At 60.7% G+C, this 15,426-nt stretch carries 10 protein-coding genes and 1 pseudogene; 2 read left to right on the plus strand and 9 right to left on the minus strand.

Annotated elements, in window-relative coordinates:
• Positions 1-2: 2 nt before the first annotated feature.
• From sppA to Pan216_RS08900, 3 genes are all read right to left on the minus strand, one after another.
• Positions 3-1,064 (minus strand): signal peptide peptidase SppA, encoded by a 1,062-nt coding sequence (sppA, locus tag Pan216_RS08890; RefSeq protein ID WP_145257652.1) that lies wholly within the window; start codon positions 1,062-1,064, stop codon positions 3-5.
• A gap of 27 nt (positions 1,065-1,091) precedes the next feature.
• Positions 1,092-1,571 (minus strand): dTDP-4-dehydrorhamnose 3,5-epimerase family protein, encoded by a 480-nt coding sequence (locus Pan216_RS08895; RefSeq protein WP_145263797.1) that lies wholly within the window; start codon positions 1,569-1,571, stop codon positions 1,092-1,094.
• Positions 1,572-1,685: 114 nt separating this feature from the next.
• Entirely contained in the window at positions 1,686-3,224 is a 1,539-nt protein-coding gene (locus tag Pan216_RS08900) for an AarF/UbiB family protein (RefSeq protein ID WP_419193433.1), read from the minus strand.
• Between the two features lie 309 nt (positions 3,225-3,533).
• Here Pan216_RS08900 and aroF point away from each other — a divergent pair, with 309 nt between their 5' ends.
• On the plus strand, positions 3,534-4,556 hold the full coding sequence (gene aroF / locus Pan216_RS08905; RefSeq protein WP_145257654.1) for a 3-deoxy-7-phosphoheptulonate synthase: 1,023 nt from the start codon (positions 3,534-3,536) through the stop codon (positions 4,554-4,556).
• On the opposite strand, the gene Pan216_RS08910 is transcribed toward aroF, so the two are convergent.
• From Pan216_RS08910 to Pan216_RS08920, 3 genes are all read right to left on the minus strand, one after another.
• The gene (locus tag Pan216_RS08910) at positions 4,553-4,738 is read right to left on the minus strand and encodes a hypothetical protein (protein ID WP_145257655.1); all 186 of its coding nucleotides are present in this window, start codon (positions 4,736-4,738) and stop codon (positions 4,553-4,555) included. The two genes, aroF and Pan216_RS08910, sit on opposite strands and share 4 nt — an antisense overlap.
• Before the next feature lie 1,655 nt (positions 4,739-6,393).
• Complete coding sequence (locus Pan216_RS08915) at positions 6,394-7,503, minus strand: DUF763 domain-containing protein (RefSeq protein ID WP_145257656.1); 1,110 nt, start codon at positions 7,501-7,503, stop codon at positions 6,394-6,396.
• A gap of 529 nt (positions 7,504-8,032) precedes the next feature.
• Positions 8,033-11,233: a beta strand repeat-containing protein gene (locus Pan216_RS08920; RefSeq protein WP_145257657.1), complete on the minus strand. Its 3,201-nt coding sequence runs from the start codon at positions 11,231-11,233 to the stop codon at positions 8,033-8,035.
• A 346-nt stretch (positions 11,234-11,579) separates the two neighbouring features.
• Here Pan216_RS08920 and Pan216_RS08925 point away from each other — a divergent pair.
• Positions 11,580-12,140 (plus strand): annotated as a pseudogene (locus Pan216_RS08925) (IS256 family transposase); the annotation flags it as partial.
• A 245-nt stretch (positions 12,141-12,385) separates the two neighbouring features.
• Here Pan216_RS08925 and Pan216_RS08935 read toward each other — a convergent pair.
• The 3 genes from Pan216_RS08935 to Pan216_RS08945 form a co-directional block, all read right to left on the minus strand.
• Entirely contained in the window at positions 12,386-12,961 is a 576-nt protein-coding gene (locus Pan216_RS08935) for a PIN domain-containing protein (protein ID WP_145257658.1), read from the minus strand.
• 21 nt (positions 12,962-12,982) lie between these two features.
• Positions 12,983-14,212, minus strand: a complete 1,230-nt coding sequence (locus Pan216_RS08940; protein WP_145257659.1) for an XRE family transcriptional regulator — start codon at positions 14,210-14,212, stop codon at positions 12,983-12,985.
• 634 nt (positions 14,213-14,846) lie between these two features.
• Complete coding sequence (locus Pan216_RS08945) at positions 14,847-15,200, minus strand: transposase family protein (protein WP_419193434.1); 354 nt, start codon at positions 15,198-15,200, stop codon at positions 14,847-14,849.
• Positions 15,201-15,426 lie beyond the last annotated feature (226 nt).

A 15,426-nucleotide genomic window follows, 5' to 3' on the forward strand; every position in this document is an offset into this window, starting at 1 on the left:
CGTCACGGGCCGGCGGTGAACATGCTGCCGGGGAGAAGCCAGATACCGGGCATGCGAAGATCGGCGAGCTGGGTCCAGTTGGGCAAGACGCTCGATTGCCGCTTCGACTGGATCACGTCGAGCCAACCGCCAAAGGGCCGCTGGTAGGTGATGATCCGGACCTCCTCGCCGACACCGGCGAGTTTCTTCGCGCTCTCGATCGCATCATCGCGATAGCCGATCGCATCGATCAAGCCGAGTTTCTTGGCTTCCTCGGCGATGAAGACCTGCCCGTTGGCGATCTTGCGGAGCTTCTCCTCGCCGCCGATCTTCTCGGTGCGGTGCTTGAGAATCACGCCGAGGAACTGATCGAACATCGCGGTGACCAGACCCTGCCACTCCTCGCGCTCCTCCGGGGTCATGGTCCGGAAGGGCGAGCCGCTGTCTTTCATCGAGCCGCTCTTAATGACTTCCGGCTGGATGCCCCAGTCCTTGAGTAGCTTCTCGAAGCTCATCAGGTTGACGATGACCCCGATCGAGCCGGTGATGCACGACCGTTCGGCGAAGATCTCGTCGGCCGGCATCGAGATGTAGTAGGCCCCGCTGGTGGCGAGCCCTTCCATCGAAACGACAATCGGACGCTGGGTCTTCTGCTTGAACTCGGTGATCGTGTGATAGAGTTCGTCGCTACCGGAGATCGTGCCGCCCGGCGAGTTGACGGCGAGGACGATCGCTTTCACATCATCGTCCTTCATCGCCTTTTTCAGTTCGCCACGGGCCGACTTGACCGACTCGGTCGTGATCATGCCCTCGACGGGAATGATCGCGATCTTGGCGGAGGCGAACTGCTTGCCGGAGACGAACTGCTCGTTGCTCGAGACCCCCGGATAGTAGGTGCGGTACATGCCGAACAGCGCGATGTTGCCGAGGATCGACAGCACCAGCAGGGTTCGCACGATCGTGCTTCCCAGCCAAGGCTTCTTGGGCGGAATGTTGTTGATCACGATAGGGGGCGTCTGAGGCGGTCGTTGCCCACCGCCACTGGGGGGATTGGGGTCGGGTGTCAGCGAATAACTCTCCGGCATGGTGGTCTTCTCTCCAGCAAACGCTCGTCAATCGACGAGTTGAAAGGGGCTCTCGGGATCGTCCTCGTGGCGGATCTCGTCCACCGGTTCCTTTTTGCCTTCCCCCGCGTACAGACGATTGGGACAGTTGATCACCCATCCCGGTTTGGGGCCGACGTTCTTGTAAGCGTGGACGACCCCCGGCGGAATCGTCACCGCCGCTGGCTTTTCCTCGCCGACCTCCATGATCATTCGGCGGCCCGCCGTCGGCGAGTCCTCGCGCCGATCCCAAAGGTAGAGCCGAAACGTCGACGGGCCGACGAACCCGAAGGTGTCGGTCTGATCGACGTGCTCGTGCGGCCCGCGGGCGACGCCGGGAAGGGTTTCGGAGATATAGCTCATCGTCGGCAGGTAGGCCTCGGGCAGCTCATCGCTCCGGTAGATCTCGATCAACCAGCCGCGACGGTCGCTGAACTTCCGCAGTTCCTTGACGACGACGTCGTGGATCTCACCATCGGTATAGTCGATCACTGGCCCCTTCCCGTCGCGATCGTTCGATCAATAGATGTCTCAAGTTCGGTCCCCCGCCATTATCCTCGCTGGGGGTGTTTTAGCTCAATGCCAAGTCGGAACCAATCGTCCCTATTCGAGCCAGACCGCGAAGTGGCGGGGCGGTTCGTCCAGTTCGAAGAGCGTCCTGGGAGCGTAGCCCGATCGGCGCACGCCGCGAACCAACTCCTCGAGGTCGATGCCGCGCGTGCGGATCTTGCGGCGGACATCGTCGTCGAGAAGATCGCTCAAGTCCTCGACCGCCCCCGCGGAGAGCGACACCTTGACCTTCGTGCGTCCCTCCTCCTGAACGCGGATGTGCAGATGACTCGCGAGTTGCCCGAAGGTCGTCGACCGTCGAGACGTCATCGGCAGCGGGAGCCTCGCGGCCTCGCGCTCGAGTCCCTCGAGCACGCCGCGGCAATGCCACCACCAATTGACCGGCTCTCCGAGTTGTTCGAGGTAGTAGATCAAGCCGTGAAAGGTTCTCATCAGAAAGACGAGGCTCGGGGACCCGCTGATGCGGAAGTTCCAGCGATCGTCGCCCAAGATGTCCGCGACTCGCTCGCCGCGGCGCCAGTCGCGCAGATCGTACGGGGCCTCGACGGTCAGCGGTTCAAACAGGACGCGACAGAGCGGGGCCAATCGGTCGCGCATCGGTTCGAGCGTCTCCTCGCGAAAGCCGAGCTTCAAAAAAAGCGGATACGGGTCCTCGTCCGCCCCTCGCGCCGTCGAGAGGATCAACCGAACCAGGGCGAGCCGATGCTCCCGGTCCGGCTTCCAGATCGAGCCGTGATCGTAGAGCAGCACCTTCGGCTCCCGCCCATCCCGGCGAAAGCGGTAGTTCCCCGCATGCGGGTCGGCGTGGACCCAGCCCTCGTCGAACAGCGACGCCGCGAAGAGCCTCAGCAGTTGCTTGCCCAGCGATCGCTTCTCCGCGGCGCTCCATTCGGCGACCACCTTGTCGATCGTCTCGCCCTCTTCCCAAGAGGAAACCAGGACGTTCTCGCGGCAGAATTCGTCGATCGTTTCCGGCACGACGACAAAGCCGAGACGTCCGGCAAACGCGGCGGAGCGACGCTGTTGCTCGGCTTCGACGCGGTAGTCGAGTTCCTCGTTCAAATCGCGAACGATCTCCTCGCGATAGCCGGCCAGATCGAACCCGCGCCCCGCCAGACCTCCAACCGGCAGGCTCAGCCACCCAAGGTGCTTGAGGTCCGAAGCGACCGCGGCGTCGATCCCGGGGAGTCGTACCTTGATCGCGACCGACGTCCCATCGACCAACTCCCCCCGGTGGACTTGACCCAGCGAGGCCGCCAACCCGTTGGCGTCGAGATGACCAAGCACCTCCTGGACCGGTTGTTGCCATGCGGAGGCTAGCTCCGAACGGATCACGTCGACCGGAAGCGCCGGGGCATGTTCGGTCAGTCGGCGAAAGTCCTCGGCCGATTCACTCTCGCCCATCGAGAGCATCTGGCCCACCTTCTGCGGAAGCCCGCGCAGCCGCCCCATCCGCTCGATCAACGCATGCCGAGCGCTGTCGCGAACGGACTGTTCGTCGGCCCCGCGAAGACGCCAGGCCGAGCCGCCGAGCCGAAGTAGGTCGATCGCCCGCGTCAGCGAACCCGCCATGAGGAGCACCCCTGTAATGACCTTGTCCCGAACGCGCCCATGTCTCGCGACCGGCGCGATCGACGGCGGCCGGCTCCGCTCGCCCCAGGGAAAGGGACTGTACCCGCCAGGCGACGCCAGCCATACAATGGTAGCTTGATCCGCGAGTGCCCCGCTCCAATTCCTCCGGTAGGCGAGCGGATGAATTGGACGTAACTCCATCTAGTGAAAGCAATGTCGCCGCAAGTGGCCATTCCGGGCCGGCGTTCGCCCAGCCCCGACCGGCGCGGTGCCGACTTTCCTTGCCCGAGGAAGTGTAAAGGATTCTCCATGATCGTTGTGATGAAACAGTCGGCAAAACAGAGCCAGATCGAACATGTCCGTCAGCGGATCGAGGGACTGGGCCTGAAGAGTCATGTCATCGTCGGTGAGGAACGGACCGTCGTGGCCGCCGTCGGGGCCAAGCGGCAGCAGGGAACGCGCGAGGCTCTCGAGTCCTGCGAAGGGGTCGACAACGTCGTGCCAATCCTCGCTCCCTACAAGATCGCCTCGACCGAGGTCCAGCAACATCCCTCCGTCGTCACCATCGGCAGCCTGACGATCGGCGGTGGGACGATTGGCGTGATCGCCGGCCCTTGCTCGGTCGAAGGCGAGGAGCAGATTCTTGAGACCGCGCGGCAAGTCAAAAAGGGCGGAGCCACCGCCCTGCGCGGCGGGGCGTTCAAGCCACGCACCAGCCCCTACAGCTTCCAAGGGCTCAAGGAGGAGGGTCTTCGTCTGCTCGCCCTGGCCCGCGAGGAGACCGGGCTCGCGATCGTGACCGAAGTGATGACCCCCTCGAACGTGGAACTCGTCGCCAGCTACGCCGACGTCCTTCAGATCGGCGCCCGCAATATGCAGAATTACGACCTTCTCGCCGAGGTCGGCAAGCAGCCCAAGCCGGTGCTGCTCAAACGCGGCCCCTCCGCGACGATGGAGGAGTTCCTGCTCGCCGCCGAGTACATCCTCGATCAGGGCAACAAGCAGGTCCTGCTCTGCGAACGCGGCATTCGCACCTTCGAATCGCACACCCGCTTCACGCTTCCCCTGGCGAGCGTGCCGTACCTTCGTCAGCACACGCACCTGCCGATCGTCATCGACCCCAGTCACGGCACCGGCAAGGCCTCACTTGTCGCGCCGATGGCTCGCGCCGCGGTCGCGGTCGGCTGTGACGGCCTCATCGTCGAGGTTCACCCCAGTCCCGAAGAGGCCTGGAGCGACGGAGCACAAACGCTCACCCCCACCGCCTTCGAGCAAATGGTCGCCGAGTGTTCCAAGGTCGCCGAAGCCGTCGGCATGAAGATCGGCACCTAGCCGCCGATCAACCAGCGTTTGGTCAGATGGCGTTTGGTCAGATGGCGTTTGGTCAGATGGCGTTTGGTCAGATGGCGTTTGGTCAGATGGCGTTTGGTCAACCGTAAGGCGATGGGCTCGATGATTCCCCTCTCCCGCTGGGAGAGGGGCAAGGGGTGAGGGGGCTTTCTTCCACGGATCATCGACCTTCTCACCGAACCCGCGGGTGGCCCCGATTGCTTGCCGATCGGGGTGGCGCAGCCACAAGAGTCCCAACATGCGAGCGTCTCCATAACGCTTCCCGTAGGGCAGGCCATTTGCCTGCCATCGACGTCGCCCTCCGTTCCCGTGCGACGCGGGTGGCCCCGATTGCTTGCCAATCGGGGTGGCGCAGCCACAAGAGTCCCAACATGCGAGCGTCTCCAAATCGCTTCCCGTAGGGCAGGCCATTTGCCTGCCATCGGCGTCGCCCTCCGTTCCCGAGCGACGCGGCAGGGATCGACGACGGGTCGCGCTGACTGCGGACTCTGCCGCCCCTATGCCGGAGGCATTGACTAACGAAGCCCAGGGTCGCGCTCCGCGCACCCTGGGTTAGGATGAGCCCCGTTTCCCAAACCCTGAAAGGGTTTTCTAACGATTCCTGGGGTCATTCGCGGCCCGGTCAATCGCGTCTAGACAACCCCATCCGGGGTTGGATTCTCTCGTGATTCGGTTCCCAGGGTGCGCGAAGCGCGACCCTGGGCTTCATCAGAGAACGGCGTTGCCGTTCCGCGGAAGCTCGAGATAACGACTTCCTCGCCATTCGTAGGGCAGGCCATTTGCCTGCCATCGGCGTCGCCCTCCGTTCCCGTGCGACGCGGCAGGGATCGACGACGGGTGGCCCCGATTGCTTGCCAATCGGGGTGGCGCAGCCACAAGAGTCCCAACATGCGAGCGTCTCCATAACGCTTCCCGTAGGGCAGGCCATTTGCCTGCCATTCGTTTCTGCGGGTGGCCCCGATTGCTTGCCAATCGGGGTGGCGCAGCCACAAGAGTCCCAACATGCGAGCGTCTCCATATCGCTTCCCGTAGGGCAGGCCATTTGCCTGCCAATCGCATTGGGTGTCCTTTGGGGGTAAGTCTTCCTGCGATATGAACCAAGTACAGAAAGGACGTCGGATGCATCCAGAAATCGAACGGAGGATGGAGGCGATTCGTGTCCAGATGATGGGCGCCTGGATGGAGGCGATGGTATGTCGAATGCGTCCAAGGGCGAGGAGCGAGAGGTATTTATAACGGAGTACCTCAAACGAGTTCTTCCACCTCGCTACCGACTTGGCAACGGAGACGATGGACAAGCTGCACGAGAAGCTCTCCGCGTCCGATTCAGTGAACGGTATACTCGTTATTGAGCACGGCTTGTTTTGCTTTCAGATCAAGCATGGGTCAGGTCATGCAACGGAAGGTGCGTCACTGTGGGCCCTGATATGTGCAATCGACACATCGGCTAGTCACATGATGACCTATTCGGACTCTGTGCCGTGGGACTACATGAAGTAGTCATCCTCTCTGGACCGGGACAAATAGACGGAGTCGCTAAGAGATCTCGTATCGACGGCTGTCCGCTCAGAACGAGTCGTTTGCAGTTCAACTGTTCCCCCGAGTTCTCTTGCGGCTGCGCCGCCCCGGTAGCGGAGCAACCGGGGCTACCCAAACATTGAGTTAGATGCTGTTGGCTTGCATGCCTACGCAAGCGTGATCCCAAGCATGCCTACGCAAGCATGATCCCAAGCATGCCCACGCAAGCGTGAGCATGGACCCCATATCACAACTCCCCCAAGAACTCCCGACCGAACGGAGGCTTCGAACGCCTCATTGTTCACCCCAGCCCATCGACAAACTTGGCCAATCGCTTGTAGGAGTGAAGCTTGTCGGAGTGGCCGACTTGGGCTTGGTTCAGGGCGGTGCGGAGGCGGTCGATGTTCTCGTCGTAGAGGAGACGGTTGACGTGGTAGGGATGGCCGTCCTTGCCGCCGTGGGCGAAGCTGTAAGCGGCTGGGTCACGGCGACTGGCGGGCTGGTTGTGAATCACCTCGGCGATCAGGCTCAAACTTCGGAGCGCCTTGGGGCCCAAACCGGGCGTCCCGAGCAGCGTCTCGAAGTCGGTCGCCTGTTTTTCGTAGGTGCTGACGAGGACTTTTCGGAGAGCCCTGGGGTCGATGTGGCCGGTCGAGAGGGTATGGCGTCGAGGCATCGCTAACTCAAAGAGAGGCATCGGCTCGGCGAAGAGGGGCGAGGCTTCCTCAAGAAGCCGGTCGGGGTGCTCGCGTGAGAGATCGGTCAGGCATGCCTGGTGTTGGGACGCTTCCTCGGCGACGAGGTTGAGAAAGACCCCGCGGTGGTCGTCGGCCACCGCCGCGTGCGGATCGCTGACGAGGCTAGGTCGTACGCCCGAGAGCCAATGATAACGCCTGGCGTAACCCTCGGCGTCGTTCATCCCTTGCTGCACGACGCACCACTGCTCCCCGGCCCCCGGAATAAAGAAGAAGCTGTGCTGATAGACCTGGTACCCGTCCTGGAGGGCGGCGCTGTCGACCTTCGCCGCCGTGCGACTCGCGTGAATGAGTGACGCGCCGTTGTCACCTGACGTTTGGCAGACGCGGTCGATCTCCTCGGGCGTCCTGCGGCTGGTCTTGCCCTTGCCGCCGCAGACGACGAAGCCCATCTCCGAGCCGTACTCCTTGGTCGCTTCCTTGAGGGCACCGCAGACCGTGGTCGTGACGCCGCTGGAGTGCCAATCGAAGCCGAGGACGCAGCCGAAGGCTTGGAACCAGAAGGGATCGCTCAGCCGGCGGAGCATTTCGTCCGGTCCGTAGTCGCGGACAATGGCGATGCTGATCGCGCCGGCGAGTTGGACCATGCGTTCGAAGAGCCAGCGGGGGGCTTTGCCGCCGTGAAGCGGGAGATGGGCGGTGCCTCGTCGTGTCATGAGCGTCGTCCAGACTCCTCGGGTGATTCCCCGAATAGTGACGGCCGCGGTCCGAAGCGGCAAGGTCATCTGGCTCGCTCGGGAAGAAGTCGGGAGTAGGTGGTGAATCGTGACTGGCCTTCCGACTACAATGGGGCGGAGTATCGAGATTGAATCTCAATAAGTAAGTGGGTCGGGTTGATCGCGGAGCGCAACAAGGGCGACTCATGAGGCGGGACGACGTGGCGATCGGGATGGACATTGGTCGAGAACGGCGTCAAATTGGACGAGAAATGGCGCGATTTGGTCGAGAATCGGTCCATGTTGTTCCCTTTTCGGTCGGAATCGGCGCGTTTTCGATCCTTTTGGCGACGATCGCGCTCGCTGGCGACGTCGTCAAGGAAATTTGAGTGGGCCAAAGCGAGAGCGCACCATGTTGGCCAAGATTGAGGAGATGAGACACAGGCGAATCCGTAGATTCGTCGAGTTTCGTCAACGCGGAGATTGGTCAAAAGGCGCCACCCGCCACCGTGGTGACGAAGAGCGTGGGTCAAGATCTGGTTGCCTGGGGTTGACGGTCGGCGATGAGGAGGGGACTTCGCTCGAAGAACAAGGTCGCGGAGGGGACCTGCGAATCGGTCGTGTGGGGCGTGGCACGGAGGAAGGCCGTGAGGGTCGATTGGCCGACGATGTTGGCGATGACACCGGTTCCACCATCGAGGAAATAACTGTCGAGGACCGTGCCGCTGTCGGTGGCGAAGTTGCCCTGCTCCTCGGTCGTCTCGATCGTGGCATCGTCGTCGATGATGACTTGGTCGGAAACGATCAAGGCCGCCACCGGCGAGGTCGACACGATGCGGTCATCGTCAAAGACGGGGTTGGTGTCGTGAAGGGACGAGGCGTTTCGGACCTCGAGGGCGCTGAGGTTGCCCGCGGACTCCATCCGCGTTTGGCTCGCGTGAGGCGTGCTCAAATTCACGGCGGTGAGCGTGGCTTGGTAGATGATGTTGGCGATGTCCCCGGTCCCTCCATCCAGGAAGAAACCGTTGATCAGCGTGCCGCTGTTGGTGGCGAAGTTGCCTTGCTCCTTGGTCGTCTCGATGGTGGCTTGGCTGATGGTGCCGTTTGGTTGAACGCCGATGACCGCTTGGTCGGGACCGATCAGGGCGGCCACCCGCGAGTCCGATTCGATGCCGCCGACGGCGTAGATGGGTTGATTCGTGTTGTCGGTGGAGACCTCCAGCACCGGACCGGCGTCGATGTTCGCGGTGGTGGGCATCACCGAGGTGCTCGCATGGGGCGTGGTGATGTTCACGGCGGTGAGGGCGGTTTGATAGACGATGTTGGCGATGTCGCCCGTGCCCCCATCAAGGAAGAAGCTGTCGAGCACCGAGCCGCTGTTGGTGGAGAAGTTGCCCTGTTCCTTGGTCGTCTCGATGGAGGCTTGGACGATGGTGCCACCGCTTGAGGAGCCGAGTTGGCCGCCGATGCCCGCTTGGTCGTCAACGATCGAGGCGACCACCTCCGAGGCGGACGCGATGTCGCCGATGCCGTAGACCGGTCGAATCGTGTTGAGGCTAAAAAGATCCCGGACGTCGAGGGCGTGGATATTGCCCGTGCCGACCATTCGGGAATCGCTCGCGTGGGGCGTGCTGATGTTCACGCCGGCGAGGGTGGTTTGGTAGAGGATGTCGGCGATGTCGCCCGTCCCGCCATCGACAAAGAAGCTGTTGAGCAGCGTGCCGCTATTGGTGGCGGCGTTGTTCTGTTCCTTGGTCGTCTCGATGGTGGCTTGACCGATGGTGCTACCGCTTGAGGAGTCGGTTGGACCGCCGATGACCGCTTGGTCGGGACCGGACGACGCGGCCACGCGCGAGTCCGATTCGATGCCGACGATGTCATAGACCGGCTCGTTGATGTTGTGAGCCTCCACATCCCCGATGGGGCCGGCCGCGACGTTGCCCGTGTTGACGATCACCGATTCGCTGGCGTGGACGATCGCGAAATTCACCCCGGTCAGGATGGAGTTGTTGACGATCAGCGAGACATCGCCGGTCCCCCCGTCGACGAAGAGGCTTCCGAGCACCGATCCGCTGTTGGAAGCGTAATTGCCCTGTTCCTTGGTGGTTTCGATCGAGGCCTCGGACGCGTCGCCGGCCTCGTCCGAGGAACCGGTTTGGTCAACGACGGCTTCGTCGCGATCGATCGAGCCCTCGACACGGGAGGTCGATTCGATCTCGCCGATGATGCCGTCGGGCTGATTCGTGTTGACGGTCACGACATCCTGGATGGGACCAGCCGCGATGTTCGCCGCATCGATCAACAGCGACTCGCTCGCATGAACGATCGCGACATTGACGCCGGTCAGGGTCGAGTTGTTGACGACGAACCCGATCTCGCCCATCCCTCCGCTGACGAAGATGCTATCGATCAGCGTGCCGCTGTTGGTGGCGAAGTTGCCCTGTTCCTTCGTGGTTTCGATCGAGGCCTCGGCCTCGCCGCCGACCGTCTCGCTTTGGACGACAACCGCCTCTTCGGGACCGATCACTCCGGCCACCTGGGAGGTCGATGCGATGCTGTCGATGTCATAGACGGGCTCGTTGCCGTTGACGGTGGAGACATCCTGGACGGGACCGGCCTCGATGTTCGCCGAGTCGTCGAGCAGCGAGTCGCTCAAGTGGATGATGGTGATGGTGACGTTGGTGAGGGTGGAGTTGTTGATGATGAGACCGATGTCACCCAAGCCGCCGTCAATGAAGACGCTATCGAGGATCGTGCCGCTGTTGGAGGCGAAGTTGCCCTGTTCCTCGGTGGTTTCGATCGAGACCTCCGAGGCGCCGTCGCCGCCCGCGCCTTGGCGAATGACCGCTTGATCGGGACCGATCACGCCGGCCACCTGAGAGGTCGACGCGATCGCGCCGATATCGTAGGAGGGCCGGTTCGTGTTGACGGTGGAGATCGCCCCGACGGGACCGGCCGCGACGTTGGCCGAGTTGATCAAGACCGAGGCGCTCGCGTGGATGACCGCGAAGTTCACCCCGGTCAGGGTGGAGTTGTTGATAAAGATCCCGATGTCGCTCAGGCCGCCGTCGACGAAGATGCTATTGATCAACGTCCCGCTGTTGAAGGCGAAATTGCCCTGTTCCTTGGTGGTCTCGATCGAGATCTCGGCCTCGTCGTCGATTGTTCCGTCGGTGGTGTCGCTTGGAGCGATGAGGGCGTTGTCGGGATCGAGCGAACCGGCGACTTGAGAGGTCGACTGGATGCTGCCGATGCCGTAAGTGGGCTGGTTCGTGTTGACGGCGTCGACATTCGCGCTGGGGCTGGTGACGGTGTTCGCCGAGTTCCTGATCGGGGAGTCCTTGTTTGCCGCGTTGCTTACCGACAAGCCTTGGTTCGCGTCGCCCGTCGTCGTCGAGGAACTCCGGTGGATCAGGATGATGTTCATGTCGGCGAGATTGGCGTTGTCGATGATCTTCGGGAGGTCGCCGGTGCCGCCGGCGATGAAGACCTCGTTGGTGATTGTCCCGCTATTGGTAGCGTTGTCGCCTTGCTCTTGAGTCGGTTCGATCTCGGAGTCCGTTTGGCTCAAGAGGCTCGTCGGCACGGTCGGCGGACCGGCGACGAATGCGGGGTCCCAGAAAGCGCCGGCCGGAACGGTTCGGTCTTCCAGAAGCTCCACCTGGAACTGTGTGCGGAGGGAAGGGACGAGAACTCTTCGCATTTGCCGTAGTCGCCCCTGTCGCCTCATGTTGTCTTCCTTCCCCATGATCTCCTGCCGTCCCTATTTGAACGAATACCAACTGTGGGTCGATGTAGCCACCCAAAAGCGGCTTCGTGGAGAAGGGATGGCCTTGGGTTGGGCCAATCATGACGAATGCCGAGGATGCCAAGGGAGTCGGGTGGTTCTCGACCGAGCGCGAGCGTCGACCGCCGACCGCGTCAGGCAATGGCCTGACCCAAGGGTCCGTTGACGTCGATGAGACAGGCTCTTGTTCCCCTCTCCCCAGGGGGGGATCGCCGGTGTCAAGGGTAACAGGTGTTCGGGTACATGGGTAACACGTAACACGTCCTCTTCTTCGGTTTCGGGTGTGGAACGGACGGAGGGGGCCCAGCGGATGCCGCGGCTGGCGATTGGGGACGGAGCCCTTGGCTTCTGGGCCGCGCTTCGCAAGGTCTACGGCGAGACTTGCGAGCAACGCTGTTGGCTTCACAAGACCGCCAACGTCCTCAACAAGATGCCCAAGAGCGTCCAGCCAAAAGCCAAGGCCGATCTGCACGAGATCTGGATGGCCGCCACCCGGGAGGAGGCACGCAAGGCGTTCGACCACTTCGTGGAGAAGTACGGGGCGAAGTATCCAGGAGCTTCGCAATGTCTGGAAAAGGATCGCGACGTGCTGTTGACCTTCTACGACTTTCCCGCCGAGCACTGGAAGCACTTGCGGACCACCAACCCGATCGAATCGACCTTCGCCACGATTCGACTTCGCCAGAGAAAGACCAAGGGATGCGGCAGCAGGCGAGCAAGCTTGACCATGATGTTCAAGCTCGCACACGCCGCTCAGAAGGGGTGGCGACGACTCAACGGCTACGAGAAGATCGTCCCCCTGCTCGAAGGAAAGACGTTCGTTGACGGAGACCTGCAGGACGCCGCTTGAACTTCCTCCGAACACAACGTTTGACAGTAGCTCTCGGCAAACAATGGCCCGCCAGTTTCTCGCTGACCACGAGAATGACTTGGTGGGGTTGGCTCAGATTCTTGGGCACAAACACCTGAACACGACGGCTCGGTACACGAAACGAGCGGACGCTTCCCTGTCTGCTGCTGCTGAGAACATCTCGTTCTGAACAAGCAAAAGAGCCTATCCAGGTGAAGGCCACCCTTTTCGATGGGCGGATAGGGTCAGGATTCGGTTGCTTCAACCATCTGATTCCACCACTCATAGAGCGAATCTGCACGGCGAGGTCGAAACCGACCCATGGTCTGAATTCGACGAAGCACTTCGCCAACCTGACGATCATCCATGCCTTGTGATTCAGCCCAAGTGCGTATCATTTCGCTTGTGCCGACGACTCTAATTCCTTCTTCGCCGGCAATGCGTCTTGCTTTCTTGTCATCAGTTGCGACCGTCCAGCCCCTTGATTTTGCAAGGGCGAGAGCACCGGCTTCTCCATCGTCCAGTTGCTGGGCAAAACGAACGAACGAATCCATTTCTTCCTGCCCGTCTAGGTCCAAGACGGTGATGTGCCCAGCGTCAATGGCTTCAGTCAAGTCGATCTCTTTGGGCACCAAATGTGGCGGTGAGTCGTGATCCACACAACGGATCGAAAGTGCTTCTCCCTGAATCTGGGCAGAGACGAAGATACCTCCCAGATGCTGAAAGATCGCCGTTTGCTCGCCCGTTGCATACAGGTTCAGTAGGCAACAAGTGTCGACAATCTGCTCTTCTTCCATGTCTTCATCAGTTGATTGCGTCATGCGGCGAACCTACCTGCAGAATCAGTCCATTGATGCCGACTCTTTTTCGCCAAGCAACGAGAACTGCGGTTCCAACTGAACGCGATGGATGTGACCGTCGTCCGAAATCTCAGTCGTCGTCAAATATCGCTCGACAGTTTCTCTTGCAGACACTCGGTCACAGCGAAGCAGGGCAGAAAGCTCGCCCTCGCTCAACTCGCCCCGGTCATACGCATGCACTGCCAGATACATGTACCTGTCGGGAAATCGATTGTCGGCAATCGGGTGATCCTCAAGGTTCAACATTTCTGCCGCACGACGCACTTCAAATCGAGATTCTTTGAGATGGTCTCGCACTCCTTTCGGAATCATCCCAAGCCCTTCTAGGCGGAGAGTCATGGCCTCGACCGACACATAGAAGAAGTGACTCAATCGGCAAAGATCGGAGATTTGAAAGTCGCCACTCTCGTTGACGATTTGATTGAAGCGACGCCTGATAGAAGTAGATGGCATTAAGAATGCCATCGCAAATGCCTCAGCGAACCGCTCATTCGCTGGCTTCCGGCCCGTATAGGTCAAGTAGTCAATTCCCGGCTTGAACCGATCAGTAATCAAATGGCCATACTCGTGGAGCATCGTTGCCCGTCTTCGTTCAGGCGGATGTTTCCGGTTGACCAAGATCACTCCGCCCAACTCACTTGAGAAGGCGAACATACCAGCGACTCGTGAGGGCAAATCCTCGTAGGCGATACGAAGGCCGACTTCGGCTTCGAGCAGGCTGCGAAGATGGACAACCGGTTGGTCGCCAACACCGAGCCGCCTTCTCTCCTGATCGGCTACGTCTTCCGCCAATGCAACGGGATTGCCACGCCCGATCGTCACGATTTCGGGGTAATTTGTCGGCAGCGAAACGCTAAGCATGATCTCAAGGCGGCGATAGTCCTCTGCAAATCGCTGGAGTGAAGCAATACCATCACCAATCTCGCTTTCGTCAACCTTCATCTGGTTGGCAACGGCTCGCAGGTGCGGCTGAAGGTTTGAGAGCGGCTCACCCGGACGCACAATGTCGCTTACTTTGTGACCATAAAGACCAGCCAGACTCACGATCTCTTCGGACTTTGCCTGTCGAGTGCCCTTTTCAATTGCGATCAAGGTTGGACGACTACATCCAAGATGCTTCGCAGCTTCTTCTTGAGTCACGCCTCTGGCCTTTCTCGCCTCTGCGAGTCGAAGGCCGACGATCTTGGGATCGGTCTGGTCGATCATGGCCATAATGGATCTCTCCCTTTATTCAAGCTGCCCTAGGTGGCAGGTCGATCATTTTGGTCCACTCGCAACCGACTGACTCGGCCCTTCGAATCGTCTCCGTCCACTCGCTGCGATAGCGACGATAGCTGCGGCTTCGCCCAAGATGTACTTCACGTCATGAGCACCATCGATTTGATCGCATTGATTTCTCAGTGAATCTGGATCATGAAGCGAGCGGATTAGGTCACCCCATGGAAGGTCTTTGCGAATCTGCCGCAACGTCTTGTGCAGGCACATCTCGATTTGGAACGCCACGTCCTCAGCAGGACGACCATCCCGAATCGATTGAGCGACGGATTGCCACCGACGTGCTTTTGATGAATCGAGATATTCGTTTTCCGCCACGGCTCAGTGGCTCCCACCTGCTGACAGCTCTTGACATTACTCGGCTTCATTATCGGCTAAAGATTGACATTGTCAATACTGGGCGGCATTGAGGCTGAGGATCTGCAAAGGCGATTCTGGGTGAAATCGTCGGTAAACCGTTCTGGAACAAGTAGCCAAGTAGGGTGGGTCTTGACGCACGATCTTCTCCACACACCGACCTTGAGCGTCCCGCACGAGGCGTCGATGCGCTAACCGATCGAGTGGCCGCGGATCAAACCGCGCGACTTGTGCCAGCCTTTGAATTGGGACGAGGAATTCCTCGGCATTGAGTCGACCGGGGACCAGGGTCAGCGCATACTAAGTGGCTCTCCCTGAAAGAACGTCGGAAGACGTCTTTGGCGGGGATGCCGTTGGGAAGCTCGAGCGTCCCCAGCAGCAAGTCCTTCTTCATGCGTGCCCACTTCGCGATGCCGGTCGGGCCGCTCGCTCCCGCGAGCAGACCCATCACCGCAATCACCATCACGCTGACCAACAGATGACGATGATTGAACGACGAGCGTGGGGCTTCCAAATCCTCAAAGTGAGTGATGACTTCCTCAAGAGCGGCGCGAACGTCCTTGCTCATCGGGAACGTACCTTGCATGCTCACGATCTCTCGGTCCCATGCAAGACGTTCTATTCATCGGTCACCACCGGCGATACACTTCCCCTCTTGCTCAGACTTCCGAAACGGCGCGCTGGCCCTGGGAACGATCGGGACCAACGTCCCCATCTTCCCAAATCGCCACAAGACGTGAATGAGCCCCGCCATTGTCAACCGCCGTCAACACTCGCACGCGCCGCTCAGAAGG

Source organism: Kolteria novifilia (genome assembly GCA_007748055.1).
In the GTDB taxonomy this organism is placed as follows: Bacteria; Planctomycetota; Planctomycetia; order Kolteriales; family Kolteriaceae; genus Kolteria; species Kolteria novifilia.

Excerpts from the sequence above, each read along its gene's own strand:
- sppA (WP_145257652.1), bottom strand. The coding sequence starts at position 1,064 with ATGCCGGAGAGTTATTCGCTGACACCCGACCCCAATCCCCCCAGTGGC.
- Pan216_RS08900 (WP_419193433.1), bottom strand. The coding sequence starts at position 3,224 with ATGGCGGGTTCGCTGACGCGGGCGATCGACCTACTTCGGCTCGGCGGC.
- aroF (WP_145257654.1), top strand. The coding sequence starts at position 3,534 with ATGATCGTTGTGATGAAACAGTCGGCAAAACAGAGCCAGATCGAACAT.
- Pan216_RS08910 (WP_145257655.1), bottom strand. The coding sequence starts at position 4,738 with ATGATCCGTGGAAGAAAGCCCCCTCACCCCTTGCCCCTCTCCCAGCGG.
- Pan216_RS08915 (WP_145257656.1), bottom strand. The coding sequence starts at position 7,503 with ATGACACGACGAGGCACCGCCCATCTCCCGCTTCACGGCGGCAAAGCC.
- Pan216_RS08920 (WP_145257657.1), bottom strand. The coding sequence starts at position 11,233 with ATGAGGCGACAGGGGCGACTACGGCAAATGCGAAGAGTTCTCGTCCCT.
- Pan216_RS08935 (WP_145257658.1), bottom strand. The coding sequence starts at position 12,961 with ATGACGCAATCAACTGATGAAGACATGGAAGAAGAGCAGATTGTCGAC.
- Pan216_RS08940 (WP_145257659.1), bottom strand. The coding sequence starts at position 14,212 with ATGGCCATGATCGACCAGACCGATCCCAAGATCGTCGGCCTTCGACTC.
- Pan216_RS08945 (WP_419193434.1), bottom strand. The coding sequence starts at position 15,200 with ATGAGCAAGGACGTTCGCGCCGCTCTTGAGGAAGTCATCACTCACTTT.